The organism is Psychroflexus lacisalsi (genome assembly GCF_020164495.1).
Taxonomy (GTDB): Bacteria; Bacteroidota; Bacteroidia; order Flavobacteriales; family Flavobacteriaceae; genus Psychroflexus; species Psychroflexus lacisalsi.
This window is the reverse complement of the sequence record NZ_JAIQYZ010000001.1, coordinates 267,471-286,207: the sequence shown is the minus strand read 5'-3', so window position 1 is coordinate 286,207 and position 18,737 is coordinate 267,471. Positions and strand designations below refer to the sequence as shown.

Sequence of the window (18,737 nt, the reverse complement as noted above, 5' to 3'; positions counted from 1 at the left end):
TTTGATGGTTTTTTTTAAACTTTAGTAAAATTATTTTATTCTTTGTTATTTCTTAACGGCTTCTTTTATTAATTTCAAATATTCCTCTAAAGATGATTTTTTAAAAATAATAAACATTCCAAGCCATAAGAGCGTTACATAAAAAAGAATTATAATTAAATTTATAAGATTTGTAAACTCTAAATATTTCAGTATTGACCCTATTCCATAATGTCCGATTCCTAATACAACCATATAATTTACTAATATAAACCAGACATTCTTAGTTAAAGTGAGAAATTTGATTTGTAAAATATTTTCTACTAAATACCAGTTAATTAGCATTAATAGAACATTTGAAATTAAGTATATAAGTGCTACTGAAATTAAATTATATTGACTAGAAAAATAAAAACCAATTACATAAACAGCACTATTAAACATATTGATTTTAAATGCTAAATCGGTTCTATTTTTAACTAAAAATATATTTCCATTTAGGGTAGCTAGAGATTGTAATGCTCCCACACTTGCTAAAATCTGAAGTATCGGTATCATTTCTGACCATTCATCGCCCAAAATTAAATTCACAAAATCTTTAGCCCCTAAAGCCAGCATTGCCATTAATGGAAAAGTGACAAATGCAATTGCCCTTGTTATTTTTAAAAAAATACTAGTTACTCGCTGACTATCATCCTGTATTAAAGATAAAGATGGAAATAAAACACTAGAAAGCACTCCGCTTATACGACCAACTGGAAGCATCATAATAGAATAAGACCTAGAATATATTCCCAATAATTCAGCTCCTAAAAATTTTCCTATAAAGAAATTGTCTGCATTTCTAGACCAATAGTTTATAGAACCCATACCAACTAAAGGCAGACTAAAGTTTATATGTGGCTTTAAAGTTTTTTTATCCCAAAACAATTTGGGCTTGTAATTAGATAGAATATAAAAAGCCACGGAGCTTAAAAATGCGGCTGTAATTTGTTGAATGACCAAAGCCCATACACCAAAGCCTGAATAGGCCAAAAAAAGTGCAATTACCCCTGAAATAACTACAGCTATAGTATGTACTTGAAAAATGAGTTTAAATTTCATTTTCTTTTTAGCCAAACTCATTTGAACGGAAGAAAAAGATTGAAGTATGAACAAAAAAGAAAGTGATAGACTTATTTCAAATAATAGTGGTTCATCGTAATATTTTGCAATAACAGGTGATAAAACTATCAATAATATGGTTAAAAACAACCCTAAACCTACCGTAGTCCAGTATATCGTGTCTATTTCTTTTTTCTCTATTTCCTTTTTTTGAATGAGCGAACTTCCTAGTCCAAAGTCTTTAAAAACACTTAAAAAGCCACTGAAAACCGTAACCATTCCAAGCAAACCAAATTCTCTTGGGACGATTATGCTCATCAGCAAAATACCAAGACCGAAGGTTACACCTTGCGAAATAACCTGATCGAGTACCGTCCATTTTATTCCAGAAATCGTATCTTTTTTGTGCTTACCTTTATCTACCACTAGTTGTTATACCTCTTTCTATTATTATAGTAGAATATGATTTTGCTTATGATCAAATCCTGCTGCTGCATTGACAGTTCTGGGAAAAATGGAAGACGTACTAAGCTATCGGAATATCGATCTGACTGATATAATTCCTGGCCTTGATAACTATCTTCGAAAAACTTACTTTTATGTAGGGACAAATAATGAAATACTGCTAATATACCTTCTTCTTTTAAAAATTTTAGAAGAGAGCTTCTTTCTTCGATATTCTTACAAATTATGTAGTACATATGGGCATTATTAGAAGCAAAATGAGGTATAAATGGTAGTCCAATTCCATATTTCTTATCCAATATGCCTCTAAATGCATTATCATAATTTTCCCAGATCAACTTCCGTTTATCTTGTATACTATCTAGGTTCTCTAATTGAGCATATAAATAGGCGGCTATTATATCTGAAGGTAAAAAGGAGCTGCCAATATCCACCCATCCGTATTTATCAACTTCGCCTCTAAAGAAAGCACTTCTGTTGGTCCCTTTTTCTCTTATGATTTCTGCTCGTCCTTCAAAACGCTTATCATTGATAACGAGCATACCACCCTCACCAGAAATAATATTTTTTGTTTCGTGGAATGAAAATGCGGCAAGATGACCAATAGAACCAAGCTTTTGTTTTTCTCCATTTTTATTGGTGTAAAAACTATCAATTGATTGTGCAGCATCCTCTACAACGAATAGATTGTATTTATTTGCAAGTTCCATGATTTTATCCATATCACAAGCTACCCCTGCATAGTGAACAGGAACGATTACTTTTGTTTGCGGTGTGATGAGCTCCTCAATTGTACTTTCGTCTATCCCAGGATGGTCTTTCCTACTATCTGCAAAAATTATTTTTGCACCACGAAGAACAAAAGCATTGGATGTAGAAACAAAGGTGTAAGAAGGCATAATAACTTCATCCCCTGGCTGGATATCTACTAAAATAGCAGCCATCTCCAAAGCATCTGTACAAGACGTAGTTAATAAAACTTTTTCAAAGCTCATTTCTTCCTCAAAAAAGCGATGGCACTTTTTGGTAAACATTCCATCTCCTGAAATTTTACCGGACTTTATAGATTCTGATATATATTGAGTTTCCTTCCCAGAAAAATAAGGTTTGTTGAATGGTATCATAGTCTAGCTATTAAAAGGAGTAAATTTACCTTTTTCTGGAAGCAAATATTTCATGAACTTCACTTCATCAATTGTGCCTTTTTTGGTATATGTTCTTGAACTTACATCGAAATATGTTATTTTGTTATCAAATTTAAAATCATCTGTTGTGGTAACTATTTGGATATTCTTCCTTTCTAATTCTACTTCTAAAAGATAACTATTCATTTTTTTATTTTTCAGTTCCGTTGATACTGATTCGAATTGTTCCCCTATTTTATCAGTAATATCTTTTGCTGGAGTTCCAGCGTATATATGGTTTTTAATCATGTTTTTAGTAATAACAGAACCGACCATTGCCATAGATTTATCTTCTGCTATTATAGGAGTTACAATGCAATGCCCTACAAACCAAACATCGTTGCCGATTTTTAAAGATTCTTCACTTAAAAACCTACACCCTTCTAATGTGTCTCCATATTTAATGTGTGACCATAGTTGAGAATGAGCTCCGATACCACAATTATTTCCAATTATCGCCCCTCCTATAGTGTCGATTATACAGTATTGTCCAATCCAAGCATTATGTCCAATTTTACAAGGCTTATATCCATGAATGTTTGTATTGTGATGGATTTTAGAATAATCACCTATTTCAAAATCATCACAGATAATTTGAACATTTTTTCCAACATAACAATGATCGCCTATTTTTATACTTTGGGCCGCCCCATTTATCCCTTTTATTGATGCCGATTCTTCAATAAATGAACCTTCTCCTATTTCTAGACGCAAAGCCTCTATATTTTTAAATTTAGTTTTCATTCTAGTTAAAGTATTTTGTAATGTTTTAAGAATTATCTCAGGTTTTAAACTAATTTACTTAATCATAGTAATTTCCTTTAAATTGCCCCACTGCTTTTTTAATCTCTTTAGATTCTAACCATGCTATTTCTTCTAAACAAGCAATTTTCAACCCTGTTCTTTTCTCAATCGCTTTCACAAACTCAGTTGCTTCCGTCAATTCTTCATTTGTTTCGTTGTCTGACCAAGCAAAACCTCCACTAAGGATTTGAAGTTTTAAATTGTTTCATCTAGATAAGCTTGATTTACAAAAGTGATTTCTAATTCCTTACGATGAGATGGTTTTACATTTTTAGCGATTTCAACAACAGAATTAGGATAAAAATAAAGTCCAACAAAAGCATAATTAGATTTTGGTTATTGCCTTCTTTTTATGGATAAATCATAGACTTAAGTTTGTATAGAAGTGCTTTAATGTGAGTTTATTTGAGCATACCACTCAACACTTCCACAATCCGTTCAGCGGCTTTGCCATCCCATTTTTCGGGAATTTGGCCTTGTTTCCAGTGACCAGCGATGAGTTTTTCTAAAGCAGGTTTTATTCTTTTAGGGGCCGTGCCAATAAGCTCATTGGTACCTATATCTATCGTTTCCGGGCGCTCGGTGTTGTCCCGTAGCGTAATGCAGGGGACGTTCATCACCGTGGTTTCTTCGGTAATCCCACCAGAGTCGGTTAACACGCCTTTGGCATGCTTTACCAAGTAATTAAATTCTAGGTATCCTAAAGGTTCTACCAGATGGATGTTTTTCATGAGGATTCCTGCTTTTTCCAAAATGCCCTTGGTCCGAGGATGGATTGGAAACACCACCGGCATCCCTTGCGTGTTATCATCGATGCTTTGGATAAATTCCTTTAGTTTATGTTCTTCATCTACGTTGGCAGGTCGGTGCATGGTCATCACCAGGTAGTTTTTTTCTTGTAAACCCAGCACCTTCCAAACCTCGGGTTGCTGTAGTCGGCTTTCGTTAGCGCGTAAGGTATCGATCATCACATTCCCGGTAAAGAAAATCTGTTCCTGGCGGTGTCCTTCTCTTAAAAGGTTGTCTCCCGCCAAAGTGGAGGTCGTAAAGAAATAGTCGGCTATGCTATCGGTGAGCATACGGTTTATTTCTTCGGGCATGCTTCTATCCCAAGACCGGATGCCCGCTTCGACGTGTGCTACGTTTACGCCTAACTTTTTCGCCACAATACTACAAGCCATGGTAGAGGTGACATCGCCCACCACCATCACCAAATCGGTAGGATGGGCTAGTAATTCCTTTTCGAAGGCCAACATAATCGAAGCGGTTTGCTCGGCTTGAGAGCCGCTTCCACACTCCAAGTTAACGTCGGGATGCGGGATGTTAAGTTGTCTAAAAAAAGTCTCACTCATCTTTTCATCATAATGCTGACCTGTATGCACTAAACGACAAGTGATGGAGCTGTTTGACTTTTGAATAGCATGAAGGATGGGCGCGATTTTCATAAAATTGGGTCTCGCCCCAGCGATAAGTGTGATGTTCATTGTTTTGGTTTTGTTATTTCGGGTTGTTCTATTTCGGGTTACGGGTTTTTTTATTTCGGGTTTTTCTATTTCGGGTTGTTTTATTCAGGGTTTCGGGTTTTTTTATTCCGGGTTTGTCAACTCGCCAACTCGGAACCCGCTAACTCGGAACCCGCTAACTCGGAACGCATCAACTCGCCAACTCGCCAACGCGGAACGCGTTAACCCGCCAACCCGAGAACCCGCAAACCTAAGAACTATATTTACTCGGTGGTTCAGTGAACTTTTTCCCTTTATAAGGCGAGGTTTTCAAGTAATTCATCAAAGCCCCTAGTTGATTAGCTATTGTATTGGTCTTTTCTTTTAGCTCGTTAAATTCATTTTGATTAATTATTTCGATATCTAAAGCGCGATACAGTTGTGAAATGAGCTCACCTGCACTGCCTTTAGAATAGGATAGAAAATTTTTAAACTCCTTGTTCCCGTCGCGTTCAAAACCTTCCGCAATATTATCCATAATACTCCCGCTTGTCTTAAACAAGTGATTTATAAGAAAGCCTCTGTTCTGATCTTGTCGTTTTGATAAAATTTCAAACATCCTTTTGTTTAAACTTCTACTGGCCTGCCAAACTTTAAGATCCTCGAAGGTTGTGATTGTTGCCATTTCTTTTGGGTTTGTTATTTCGGGTTGTTTTATTTCGGGTTACGGGTTTTGTTATTCCGGGTTGTACTATTTCGGGTTTTGCTATTCCGGGTTTTTCTATTTCGGGTTTTGTTATTCCGGGTTACGGGTTTTGTTATTCCGGGTTGTTCTATTTCGGGTTTCGGGTTTTTTTATTTCGGGTTTGTCAACTCGCCAACTCGGAACCCCTCAACTCGGAACCCGCCAACCCGCCAACTCGTCAACTCGGAACCCGCTAACTCGGAACCCGTCAACCCGCCAACTCGCCAACGCGGAACGCGTCAACCCGCCAACTCGGAACCCGCCAGCTCGAAACCCGCCAGCTCGGAACCCGTCAACTCGAGAACCCGCCAACTCGCAAACGCGGAACGCGTCAACCCGCCAACTCGGAACGCGTCAACCAACTTAAGGATTAGAAACGGCTTCGCCTTGGTGAGTCCCATAGTAAGGTCACCGCAGCGCATTTTTAAACCTCTAAGATACGCTCACAAGAGTTTACTCATCCAATAATTTAGGCAGTTTAGCACAGGATTGATATAGAGAAGATAGGATGAGTTTTCTCGTTAAGGCTATCCATAGATTTTGCAATTACAAAGTAGGTGAGTTTCTTAAATAAAACCAAAGGTTTTGGGAGTTATTTTTGGTGTAATTGTATAATCGTGTATTCGTGTGATGGTGGAGTGGTGTTTTCGTGTATTCGTGTATTCGTCTAGTGGTGTAATGGTGTAGTAGGATAGTTGGAAGTTGGTAGTCTGTAGTCAAATGGTCGAGAGTGATCTCCGATGTGCTGCTAAGGGGAATTATTTCAAAATTCAAATCTCAAATTTACTATCTCAAAATTTAAAATGTTTTCGTGTATTCGTGTATTCGTCTAGTGGTGTAATGGTGTAGTAGGATAGTTGGAAGTTGGTAGTCTGTAGTCAAATGGTCGAGAGTGATCCCCGATGTGGTGCTAAGGGGAATGATTCTAATTGAATATTAAAATAAGCTATCCATTGTTATTTATTCATATAAATTATTTGCACTTAGGCAGTGCGTTTTATTTAATAATTTGCACTATTGTAGTGCGTATTTAGCCATTAGCTTGTTGCCTTTTTTAATTCCGTGCAAGGTGATAGCCGCGATGCAGAGTCTCTCCCATTCCGTGCAAGCGATAGCGAGATGCGGAATCTTTATAATTGATGTAATTAGGCTTTAAGTAATTTCTTGTTTAAGCCCTAGATAAAATTACTTTCTTTTCTTTTTTGCATCGCCCAAAAAAGAAACAAATCCCCAAAGCTTTGGGGACTAGGCTTATTTTTATGTCTTAGAAAACTACAAAAGCGGTTCCTCCACGCAAAGCCAACCGTTTCACTAGGGCATTGCTCCTCCTCCTTGCTTCACCACTTTCTTGTTTTTTAGCATCCATAAAAAGTAGACCGGTTTTAAGATTTGAGGTGAATTAAAAGATGTAGTTTTTAAGAACTCCCTTTAGGGTTGGGGTAAAAATCGGTTTCTGTTGACGGTTTTTCGTGGAATCGTATAGTCGTATAGTCGGATAGTCGTGTAGTCGAGTAGTCGGTGAACTGGTGGACTGGTTTAGTCGGTTGTCGGTTTTCTGTTGACGGTTTTTCGTGTAGTCGTTTAGTAGAATAGTGGTGTAATGGTGTAGTCGGTTGTCGGTTTTCTGTTAACCGTTATTCGTATAATTGAATAATAGTGTAGTGGTGTAATCGGTGGACTGGTGGACTGGTTTAGTCGGTTGTCGGTTTTCTGTTGACGGTTTTCGTATAATTGAATAATAGTTTAGTGGTGTAATCGTGTTGTCGAATGGTCATGGGTCGTGGGTCGAAGAGTCAAGATAGATAATTTTGAATTGAGAATTTTTAATTCTAAGTAACTGTAGCTTCGATACGATCCCAACCAAAATGTCGGGATCACTCAGCCACCGGTTTAAGATGGTCATTGAGTGTTTTGATGATAATCAAAATGTATCGAAATGACGTTGGTTCTTCTTTTACTTATTAGTTCACCTTTGATTATTTTTCTAGATCTTGAGAATTTCGATATGATTAAAGCTTTCATTACTTTTTTAGTTCACCCTCGATGTTATTGTTTTAAGTGTTCATGAATCTCGCACCTCGATTTCCATCGCCGTAAAAAGTAACCAAAAAGGTCTAGGCTTATTTCTATGTCTTTAAAAACTACAAAAGTGTCTCCTCCACGCAACGCCAACCGTTTCACTAGGGCATTGCTCCTCCTCCTTGCTTCACCACTTTCTTGTTTTTTAGCATCCATAAAAAGTAGGCCGGTTTTAAGATTTGAGGTGAATTAAAAGATGTAGTTTTTAAGAACTCCCTTTAGGTTTGGGGTAAAAATCGGTTTCTGTTGACGGTTTTTCGTGGAATCGGATAGTCGTCTAATGGTGTATCCGTATAGTAAATGGCCTAAAGTCAAAGGGTCGAGGAGTCGAGAGAATAGCTTTGTTAGGGAACTAGTCAACTGGTTGACTGGTCAATCCTATACAGGACTCTACACTCTACAAATCGAAAACCATCAACTGACAACTGTCAACTGATAACAGACAACCAATCCCCATTAAACTTTTTACTAGAAATCCAGTCCTAAAATAAATTCAACTCATGAAATACATCTTACTTCTTGTTTTTGCACTTAGTCTTCAACTAGGTCTTGCACAGGACAAAAGCACCAAAGATTTAGATTCTATCCTTCAGACCATGCCCAAAAGTGAAGGGCTCATCTCTACTTACTTTGAAGATGATAAACTCTACTTTAAGTTTCCAGAAGAAGTTCTCGAAAAAGATCTGCTCATGGTGACTCGCCTTAAGCAACTGCCAGCTAATTATTCGGCTTACAGGAATGCGGGATCAAAGACTTCAGAACAAATGATCCACTTTGTAAAAGTGGGGAAGTCGATCGATTTGGTTCAGGTGCTGACTACCAATGTGGCTGATGAGGAAGATCCTATCAGCCTAAGTGTGGCACAAAATAACCTCAACCCTATTTTAGCTTCTTTTCCTATTAAATCTGATGAAGGCAAAGACATCGTGATCGAAGTTTCATCATTCTTCAATGCCGATTCGCCTTCCTTCAACATCATCCCAGACGGATTAAAATCAGAATATAAAATTGGAAAGGCCGATGATAAGCGAAGTCGGATCAATACGGTGAAAAGTTTTCCTCAAAATACCGAAATCACCCACACGCTTACCTTCCCTACCAGTAAGCCACCCCGCGGTAATTCTACCAATACCTTTACCTTTCAAATCAACCATTCCATTATTGCTTTACCCGAAAATCCAATGCAGGTCCGGTATGAAGACTCACGTGTAGGTTGGTTTGGTTTAAGAAAATACAATTATAGCTCGGATGCCTTAAAATCCGATGAGCTAAGATTGATTCGTCGCTGGAGACTGGAACCCAAAGACGAAAAGGCGTATGCCAAAGGTAAATTGACGGAGCCCATAAAACCTATCGTTTACTACTTAGATCCAGCGACTCCAAAAAAATGGAGAAAGTACTTTATTCAAGGTATCGAAGATTGGAACTCTGCGTTTGAAAAGGCAGGCTTCAAAAATGCCATCCAGGCGAAAGTTGCACCAACAGAAAAGGAAGACCCTAATTTTAGTCCGGAAGATGTTCGTTTTTCAACCGTTAGATACGTCGCTTCCACCACTCGTAATGCAGTGGGACCTAGTGTGTCGGATCCAAGAACGGGAGAGATTATCGAGTCAGACATCATCTGGTATCACAATCACCTAAGGTCTTATCGTAACCGCTATTTACTAGAAACCGGTGCTGCTAATCCAAAGGCCAGAAGCCTAGATACGCCAGAAGAAGAAATTGGGGAGATGATGCGCCGCGTCATTTCACACGAAATTGGTCACGCCCTTGGCTTACCCCACAACATGAAGGCCAGTTCTGCTTACGATGTGGAATCTTTGAGATCGGGAGAATTCACTCAAAAGATGGGAATCGCCGCTACAATTATGGATTATGCCCGCTATAACTATGTGGCGCAACCTGGCGATAAAAACATACGTTTTGTGAGGCAACTCGGGCCTTATGATGATTATGCCATTGAATGGGGTTACCGGTATTTCCCAAACAGCTCTGCTGAGGAAGACAAAGATATTTTGAAAAAATTTGTAGATCAGCGCAGCACAGATCCGCTGTACATGTTTGGGGGCAGAGGAAATGATCCCGATGCCAAAACCGAAGACATCGGTAATAATTCTGTTAAAGCAAGTACTTACGGATTGAGCAATCTGAAAATTGTCGCCAAAAATCTCGACTCCTGGACAACGACTGCAGGTCAGAATTATGAGGATTTGGAAGAGCTATACGGCGAAATGCTTGGAGTATACAGACGCTACATTTACCATGTGGTTTCCATTGTTGGTGGCGTTAATGAGACGCTGCTACATAAAGGTCAGGAAGGGATTCCTTACCAGGTGGTCAATACAACTGAACAGGAAAATGCCTTGAAATTCATCAGTGATCACGTATGGACACCTCAATACTGGCTGGTAGATGAGGCCCTGGTCTCCAAGTTTGCCAAAGGCGGAAAACTGGAAAGTCTGATCAACATGAACAAAAGAGTCCTCAATCGTCTAACGAATGCCAAGCGCCTCAATATGATGTGGGATACCCATTCTACCCTACCGGGCGAAGGTTTATCTCCTCAGGAGCTTCTTGATGCCCTGGTAAAAGATATCTTGACGTCCAGAACTACACCAGACCAAGTAGAACGGGAGTTACAGAAGCATTTGGTGCATCAGCTTATTGAATTGGAAAAGGACAAAGACCTAGCTCTCGAGCTGAAAGGACATAGTCTGGCACTTCAAAATGGGGTGTTATCCAATTTAAAAACTGAAATGAATACCAGTGACCAGACTTTAAAAGCGCACTATACTTATATGGTGAAGATGCTTGAAAAGGCTATGGAAGTTGGTGACTAGTAATTCGTGATCCCCTTAACGCCAAACGGGGGGACTTATAAGGTTAGATGAAAATAAAGCAAAACTAAAAAGTACGGTTCGACCGTAACACATGTACGGTCGAACCGTAACTCAAAGTCATTTCTAAAAATGATATTTGCGTAACTCAACCAAAGGTTAGTCAAAATTTCATCTGATTTTGAGACCGTTCCAAAGAAAAGCAGGGCCTTCAAGCCTTGCTTTTTTATTTATGGGCTGTTTGGTTTCTTTCTTCTGAATTTGAGCAGAGAAAGATTTGTGCTTTTAGACATTCAGCTTAAGGATTAAATTAACTTGAAGCTCCGTCCGGGGTTAAAAGTTTTATCTGAAGGAATTAATATTAGACTTACGGTTTAGACACTCTAAAAATGAGTGAGAAAGATGTCAGGGCGCTGCCCCTTCAAATGAATAGTCGTGAGTCGTGAGTCGTGAGTCGTGAGTCGTGAGTCGTGAGTCGTGAGTCGTGAGTCGTGAGTCGTGAGTCGTGAGTCGTGAGTCGAATATAATACAATCTTTATATTTCAAAATTCTTATTTCAAATTTGGCATTTCAAAATTATTTTGATGTCTGGAAAGTGGTGACTGGTGGAATCAGTTTTTTGTTGACCGTTTTCGGTTTAGCGTTTTTATTAGATTGGTGTAATCGTTTATTCGTGTAGTGGAATAATCGGAAATCAAAGAGCCAAGGATTAGCAAGTGATTAATTTTAAATTTCATAAACAACTCATAAACTCACGAACTCAATAACTATTAAAAGAAACTTTAGCCCTGACATCTTAAAATTGGATTTACTGGTAGATTGGTTCACTAGTGGACTGGTGGACTGGTGGAATGGTGGACTGGTAATTTAAAATTCTTAATTATCGAAATCCTGATTTTCGTCAGTGGACATAACTTAATTCTGTTGCATCTTTATAACAAATTCAAAATCAGAAGCCATGAAAACGACTCCCATTCAAAAAATAATGACCCAAAACTTAGTAAAATTAAATCTTGAGGACACACTTACCAAAGCAGAATCCTTGTTTAAAAGTCACAAGATCCGACACCTCCCTGTGGTCAACGGGGATAAAATTGTAGGTATGCTGAGTTATAATGACCTCCTACGCATTTCCTTTGCCGATGCGACAGACGATGATGGCGACACCGTAGAAACTACAGTGTACGACATGTTTACCCTTGAGCAAGTGATGTCTAAGCAAGTGTCTTTTGTCAATGCTTCCGACCCAATTGAAGTCGCAGCTGAGCTATTTATCACTAAAGATTTCCATGCACTACCAGTTTTGGAAAATGATAAATTGGTGGGTATTGTCACCACAACCGATATGATACGATTTTATAATACGAAGTGTAAATAGCGGTCTTCTGTCTTCGGTTTTCAGTAGTCAGTTTTCAGTAGTCGGTTTTTTTGACTGTTTTCGGATGACTATCTAGCGTTATTCATGTAGTCGTATAGTCGTGTAATGGTATAGTCGGAAGTCAAGGAGTCACGAGACCAGTACTGGAAACTAACTAAAAGTTTTTACTTCGCAGTGTCTGGCTGCATGAAATTCTTGGGGTTTTAAACAAGAAGAGATTCTTCAGTCGCTAAAAAAGCTTCTTTAGAATGACAGTTTTTATTTAAAATAATGCCTTCATTCTTTTTTTGCATCGCCCAAAAAAAGAATCAAAAAAAGTCTAGGCTTATTTTTATGTCTTTGAAAACTATAAAAGTGTCTCCTCGACGCAATGCCAACCGTTTCACTAGGGCATTGCTCCTCTTCCTGTCTTCTCCACTTTCTTGTTTTCACACATCCATAAAAAATAGGCCGGTTTCTGATTCCCGTATTTAAAACTAATATTTTTAGTTGATCTTTAAGCCTGCAAGACAAAACCATTCAGATGAGTTTTTGATCTGAATCAAAAGTATCAAAATGATTTTAGTATTTTTATTATACAAAGATTCTTCTGTCGCCAAAAAAGCTCCTTTAGAATGACACTCCACTCAATTTAAAATTATGAATTAAAAATTCTTAATTAATTTCTAACTGCTAAAAGGTTTGATTACTGTATTACGGCTTAGCCAAAGAGTTCCGGTGTTATCGTGAAATAGAGGTTTTTCACTTCGCTATCGCGTTGGTCAGAATGACAAAAGCCTAGCTGATTAATCAGCTAGGCTTTTGGTTTGGGATTTGTAATTTGTTACTTAACCATCAGCTTCACTGACTGACTGGCTTTTCCATCGGAAAGATTCAAGATATACACCCCGGAAGCTAATTCCTTATTTAAGTTGACTTCAACATTAGGAGCGTTCTCTATAGTTTGATCGACAATTAATCTTCCTTGAAGATCAAATAATTTAAGACTTAAGACTTGTCCATCAAAGGCTTGTTGATGAGAAATACTAAAGCTATTTCCTCTTACTGGATTTGGATACACCACCATAGAAGAGTTGAAAACGACATCTTCTGTGCCTAAGCTCACTTCTTCAAATTTGATCACAAATCTATCTGTTGCTTTAGATTCTGGTATAGAAGGGTCAAGGTTAAAGGACACAGAAGTTGCTATGTCGGTTGGTAGTTCTGTACTAGACTCTAAATATCTATCGTATAAATACGCCTTGGTGTTCACTAGATTTTCTGGTTCAACGACCAAGCGATAGGCTAAAAGCTTAGAATTTCCAAAATATAACGGAACACTATCTTGAGCAGTTGGCATCGCTCGAGATTCTATGGACATATAGTTTGGGTTTCTATCGATAGCAAAAGACTCTTCATAGTTCCAAAATTTGGTAGCATCTAAAGTGTCTTTAGCATTATTTCCTCCATTTCTGAATTTCACCCTCACTGCATCTATAACTGCATTACCATTAGTTAAAATATCTTCATTAAGATTAATGTTCATATTGGTGAACTCTTCTGGCTCACTAAAGGTGGTGTTATTGCCCGTTGTCGTTGTTTTATAACTTTCTCTGAATATGACTATTGGACTTCCAGCAGCAGATACTGTTTCCACAAAAAAGGCTTGATTTGGTTCTAAAAACAGATTAGCACCAGAGTCAGGAGTAGATGTCCCATCGCTTAAGTCTACAGTAGCGTAACTACCAATAGTCCCAATAGTAGGATCATAAATATAGAAAAATTGAGAACTTACAGCATTTGCATTATCAGAATTTAGCAAACTTGCCATATCAACCTTAGCTTGGTAAGGGTTCCCTATCAAGGAAAATCCATTTACTGTTGAGGATAAGTTAGGAGCAGGTTTAGAGCCTACCACCAATTTTCCAGTTGTTCTTAGAGTGGTTGCTGGACCAACAGCAGTGTTGGAGTTTAGCGTGGTCGATCTATCTCCTCTAATCAGTATGGCATAGGCATCTCCAGCGTTAAAAGTTTTACTGCTGGTATTTGGGATTGAGTTCCATTCAACGTCAGAAGAATTCCACTCGAACATAGAGGGGTTTCCTGTTTCAGTTGCATCAAAGCCATTAGCTCCAGTGGTTGACCCCGTGATATGAGTTCCAAAACCTGAATTTGGATCTAAATTATTTGTATCTCCAGTTTGAGTATTGTTGGTGCCTTCTTGCCAATTGTCTCTTATAGTTGGTTTTGGTGATTGGAAAGTATTAACAGGAGAGGATAAATATCTAAAAGCCCTATTACTCTTAGGAATAAACCGATGTATTTCAAAATTGTTCCCTACTAACTCCCTGTTTTCAGAATCAAACTCTCCCAAAGCAGCTGTTCGAGATGCTGTACTACTGAAAATCACTTTTCCAAAATTGGCAAAATCTCCATTCAAAGTCACAGCCCCTTGAAAAATTAAAGTTGCCCCTGCTCTTACGACAACATCTGAGATAGTGTTATCTTCAGTTAGTGTTGTAATTCCAGATTCAACGAAAATACTCTTCCCTGGATTAACGCCTAAATCAACGTTTTCTGGTGAGTCTCCTATTCCTGTAGTCCAATCACCAGCATAAACGAAGTCATTATCTCCAACTCCAGGAGTACGCTCTTCAATAGTAGCAGGTACGTCTTTTGTCCACTCTCCAGCTTCATCATAGACGGGGTTGGATACTCTCACAGTTGGGATGTTTCTATAAAAACGACCAGTACCATAATCAGCTGGTTTAGGATCTCCAGGAATTCCGTGAACATCTACTAGGGATTCAAGAGTATTCTGTATTGATAAATAATACGAATCCTCACCGTTAGACGTAATGACACTAGGAGATACAAGATCTGGGCTCACTCCATTATAAATTCCTTCAAAGGTTGTTGCATCTGAAAAACTCACGACATAATAGGACTTAGGAGCTAAAATCCCCGTCAATTGAACACTATTTACTGAAGTGGCATTATGAAGATAGTAAGAGGTGGCAGAAAAATCTATTGGCTCAACCCCCATATTAAATAATTCTACAAATCTTTGATCTGCATTAGGACTACCAGAGGAAAAAGGACCAGCAACTTCAGAAATGAGTAGAACGTCTTCAAAGACAATATTAAATTCACTACTTAATACATCGGTAAAGCCTGTTGCGGCTGCAGTTAACCTAAGTCCAAATCCCAAAGCAGAATGTTGAATAGTATTAAAGTTGGCATAACCAAGCGAAGAGCTTATGTTTCTTGATATATCCCCACCAACAAGAGTTCCATCAGATGAAATTGTAATGCTTATAGTGTCATCTAGATCTCTATTTCCATTGCTATCTAAATTTACAACTCTTACAGAAGGGGCCATGCTTATATTAATGACCGTTGTCGTTGGCTGAACTAAAAATTCTAACACACTACCTACAACATCAATAGTAAATAAGCCACCTTCAAAAGCTGTGATATCACTAGAAAAAATAGACCCATCGCTATTAGCTATTTGATTCTCATTACCATCTGCGATGGCAAACTGAATAATTTCTTGATCAGTAATCCCTGTGCCGCTAAGAAATACACTTAGCGTATAGGTTTTGGTTGTACCATTACCAACTTCCATAACAGAATCAGGATCATTGGTAATATCAATAAGAATTTCTCCTGGATTAATAGTTAAACTCCGGTCTGCTTCGTTGAGCGTAGTTGTCCCTTCAGAAATCGAAATACCTCCAATCACTTCCGTCCAGTCGGTTGTGTTATTTGGACCCGGCACAAATCTTAATCTAGTGATATTGGTTGGTAAATTGTCGAAATTTCCTGAATCCACTACATCGAAACTAAAAACGTTTACAGAATTTGCTGAATTATCATTCACATCTGCAATGATAGTTGCATCAGGCAGTTGTCCACTTCCGGGTGCCGTAATATCGGTATCTCTAGCATTGGAATCGCCAGTTAGTTTTACATTATCCAAACCTGAAAAACCAACCGCACCATCATTTTGTATAAAATATTGGAAAGAGACTTCAGAAACTGTGTCAGGCACAGGTATGGTTTGTGTTCCTGAACCATCTTGAGTTGCACTCCCTTCAAATAAAGTAACTCTAGTTTGAGCCACTCCATCAAAAGTTACTTGATACTCTATTCGATCTCCTGAAACATTATATCCTACAACCTCCCAGTCAAAGCTAAGATTAACCCCTGTATATCCAGAAATATCAACAGTCACAAAATCTAAGGAGGCAAATCCAGGCGTACCACTTGGAGAATTTAAATCGTTTTCTCCAAAAATATTATTTATAAAATTCGGGTTTTCAAGTCGAGAAGCATCTGCGATATTGATCACTCCAAAGAAATCAGTCCCCCATCCATCATCAAATGGTGGAATACTGGTGGTATATACCCATTCTGGTTGCGTCCCATCAAAATCTTGAATAGCAATCACAGGTATACCTACGTTAAAAGGATTACTTATAATTGAAAATGGGCTAATGCTGGTGTCTGCAGTTTCAGCAGTCAAGGTAAGCCCTGTAGCTGTGGCTGAATAGGCTATGTTTGGAAAAGTGGCTACACCATTGGTTGCTGAAAGAGTCGCAGGTAAATTAATAAATAAGCCACCAGATGAACTCAGGTCTATGGAAGAGCTATTAGAGATATCGACATTGCCATTTACATCTACAAAACCAATACTTACAGCTGGAGTCATAAACGCATTTACCTCCACATCAGTAGGTTGTTGCAAAAAGGCTATTTCTGTCGCCACCACATCCAGAGTGATATTATTTCCAACCACGTCCCCTGCTGCAAAAGAAGAGTTGAAAATAGATCCAAAAAAATCTGCTTCAAAACCAGAATTAGTACCAGAAACTTGAAACTGAATTACACTCTCATCTATAATGTTAGACTGATCCAAAGTGACTTCAACCGTAAAATTAACTGAAGCACCATCAGCAACAACCACAGAATTATCTGGTGTAAAAATAACTTCATTCGCTGTAACAACTGCATTTCCTGGAATTTCAGTGAATGAAGCATCTTGTATAGCAACATTCGAGAATGTTGACCAATCTACTGTATTAGTAGATCCAGTGACAAAACGCATTTGAGTTACACTCGTAGGAGTTTCATCACCACTGCCGGGATCTTGAATATCAAAACTAAAGACAGGAAGTGTAGTTGTACCCGCAGCAACAACTGTACTTACTCCTACTTGATTTGAAGGCGCAACGACTTCTGAGGTTGTATCGTTGGAAAAAACATCAAAAGGAGAACTCTCTGCTGTAAAAGGATCTGTAGTCGAAGCGGTTAAGATTAAGCCTTGACCTTGAGTATTATGTGTAATAGATGAAAAGGTAGCAATTCCAGCTACAGCAGTAGCAGATAAAGGCGTACTATCAAGATCTCCAGAAGAAGTTAACCCTACTACAGACGTATTAGAGGTGTCTAAATTTCCATTTATATCTGTAAGACCTACTTCTACATTCGGAGACATTGTTGCCAAAACATTCACATCACTAGGTTCTTGTAAAAAGGCTATTTCTGAAGCGATAACATCGATTGTGATTTCGCTGCCAGTAACATCTCCGCCATCAAAATCTGATGAAAAATCAGATCCATCAAGATTAGCTTGAAAATCAGCATCCACCCCAGAAACTTCAAATTGAATAATATCACCATCTACAATACCTGTATCATTTAATACAACTTCTGCAATAAAAGTTTGTGAACTATTATCAGCAATTACAATAGGAGAATCTGGAACAAACACTATTTCTCCTCCAAAAACTGATAAGACACCGTCAATTTCAGTATCCGTATCATCTTTTATAATGACATTTTGAATTGTAGTAGTCCAATTTGCAGTGTTTGCATCTCCTGGGGTAAACTGCATTTTAGTGACGTTAGTAGGTAAAGCATCACTAGTTCCTTGATCCTGTATGTCGAAACTAAACACAGGTTCGGCATCTGCAATTGTCGTGGTATTGGCTGCAAAAATAGTATTTGCGGTAATTTGGTTTTCAGGAGCATTAACTTGAGAATTTCCATCATTGGGATTAACAGGAGTTCCCTCGAGTTTAACGTTGTCAATACGATTATTACCATTAGCATCTGTGGCACCGTTAAATACGATTCTAATGACTAAATTAGATTGATTATCGATACTTGTGACCGAGGATAAGTTAAAAGATAAAAGTCCGCCTGGGCTTAAAGCCGGATCGAAAGGTGAACCCGTGGGAAAGCTTGTAAACGTTGTTCCATCAGTTGAATATTCTATAGTATTGCTACTGAAGCCTGTAGAAGTCTTTTGCGCCCAAAACGAAAACGTAAGATTTTCATAACCCTCTGAAGAAAAATTAAAATCAAGATGTTTTCCATTATTGCCTCCTCCAGATGATGTTCCTGAGCCTCCACTTACTGCAAAAGAAGTGCCAGCTTCGCTTCCAGAACATGTATTTATAGTTGAACCATCAAATGAAGTGGTTGATACTAAATTATGAGTAATAGAGCCGGATCCTGAAACTCTATTATCTGTATTTAACGGAGTCGTAAAAGGAGTTGTACCATTAAAATCCCAGCAATGGATCACCTCTTGAGCGTAATTCGATTGTGCAGCAAATAGGTAGATGAGTAAAAGTCCTAGAAACCTGTAGTGTAGAAGTTTAGTCATAATAGGATATAATTTAATCAAAGATATGAAATTTTGAGTTCAGAATAAGAAGCTTAATTAAA

8 protein-coding genes and 1 pseudogene are annotated in these 18,737 nt (G+C 38.1%); 2 read left to right on the top strand and 7 right to left on the bottom strand.

Translation table 11 applies throughout. The features are described 5' to 3' along the window. Window positions 1–45: 45 nt before the first annotated feature. The 6 genes and pseudogenes from LB449_RS01265 to LB449_RS01240 all read right to left on the bottom strand — a co-directional run bounded on the left by LB449_RS01265 (window position 46) and on the right by LB449_RS01240 (window position 5,663). A complete protein-coding gene (locus LB449_RS01265) occupies window positions 46–1,509 on the bottom strand; it encodes an MOP flippase family protein (protein WP_224453260.1) in 1,464 nt (487 codons plus the stop codon). After that, window positions 1,509–2,672 (bottom strand): dTDP-4-amino-4,6-dideoxygalactose transaminase, encoded by a 1,164-nt coding sequence (gene rffA / locus LB449_RS01260; protein WP_224453259.1) that lies wholly within the window; start codon window positions 2,670–2,672, stop codon window positions 1,509–1,511. Before rffA ends, LB449_RS01265 begins: the two co-directional genes overlap by 1 nt. A gap of 3 nt (window positions 2,673–2,675) precedes the next feature. Then, window positions 2,676–3,476 (bottom strand): acyltransferase, encoded by an 801-nt coding sequence (locus LB449_RS01255; protein WP_224453258.1) that lies wholly within the window; start codon window positions 3,474–3,476, stop codon window positions 2,676–2,678. Window positions 3,477–3,534: 58 nt separating this feature from the next. Then, window positions 3,535–3,872: pseudogene (locus tag LB449_RS01250) on the bottom strand (sugar phosphate nucleotidyltransferase); the annotation flags it as partial. Between the two features lie 65 nt (window positions 3,873–3,937). Further along, complete coding sequence (gene wecB / locus LB449_RS01245) at window positions 3,938–5,020, bottom strand: non-hydrolyzing UDP-N-acetylglucosamine 2-epimerase (RefSeq protein WP_224453257.1); 1,083 nt, start codon at window positions 5,018–5,020, stop codon at window positions 3,938–3,940. Between the two features lie 229 nt (window positions 5,021–5,249). Beyond that, complete coding sequence (locus LB449_RS01240; protein WP_003441626.1) at window positions 5,250–5,663, bottom strand: four helix bundle protein; 414 nt, start codon at window positions 5,661–5,663, stop codon at window positions 5,250–5,252. A gap of 2,639 nt (window positions 5,664–8,302) precedes the next feature. On the opposite strand from LB449_RS01240, the gene LB449_RS01235 reads away from it, so the two are divergent. Both LB449_RS01235 and LB449_RS01230 read left to right on the top strand, forming a co-directional pair. Further along, window positions 8,303–10,642 carry a zinc-dependent metalloprotease gene (locus LB449_RS01235; protein WP_224453256.1) on the top strand — a complete coding sequence of 780 codons (2,340 nt, stop codon included), beginning with the start codon at window positions 8,303–8,305 and terminating at the stop codon, window positions 10,640–10,642. Window positions 10,643–11,597: 955 nt separating this feature from the next. After that, a complete protein-coding gene (locus LB449_RS01230) occupies window positions 11,598–12,017 on the top strand; it encodes a CBS domain-containing protein (RefSeq protein WP_224453255.1) in 420 nt (139 codons plus the stop codon). 823 nt (window positions 12,018–12,840) lie between these two features. Here the strand turns inward: LB449_RS01230 and LB449_RS01225 are convergent. Then, window positions 12,841–18,675: a T9SS type A sorting domain-containing protein gene (locus LB449_RS01225; protein ID WP_224453254.1), complete on the bottom strand. Its 5,835-nt coding sequence runs from the start codon at window positions 18,673–18,675 to the stop codon at window positions 12,841–12,843. Between the last annotated feature and the right edge of the window lie 62 nt (window positions 18,676–18,737).

Coding starts and splice junctions, on each gene's coding strand:
- rffA (WP_224453259.1), bottom strand. CDS start 2,672: ATGATACCATTCAACAAACCTTATTTTTCTGGGAAGGAAACTCAATAT.
- LB449_RS01255 (WP_224453258.1), bottom strand. CDS start 3,476: ATGAAAACTAAATTTAAAAATATAGAGGCTTTGCGTCTAGAAATAGGA.
- wecB (WP_224453257.1), bottom strand. CDS start 5,020: ATGAACATCACACTTATCGCTGGGGCGAGACCCAATTTTATGAAAATC.
- LB449_RS01240 (WP_003441626.1), bottom strand. CDS start 5,663: ATGGCAACAATCACAACCTTCGAGGATCTTAAAGTTTGGCAGGCCAGT.
- LB449_RS01235 (WP_224453256.1), top strand. CDS start 8,303: ATGAAATACATCTTACTTCTTGTTTTTGCACTTAGTCTTCAACTAGGT.
- LB449_RS01230 (WP_224453255.1), top strand. CDS start 11,598: ATGAAAACGACTCCCATTCAAAAAATAATGACCCAAAACTTAGTAAAA.
- LB449_RS01225 (WP_224453254.1), bottom strand. CDS start 18,675: ATGACTAAACTTCTACACTACAGGTTTCTAGGACTTTTACTCATCTAC.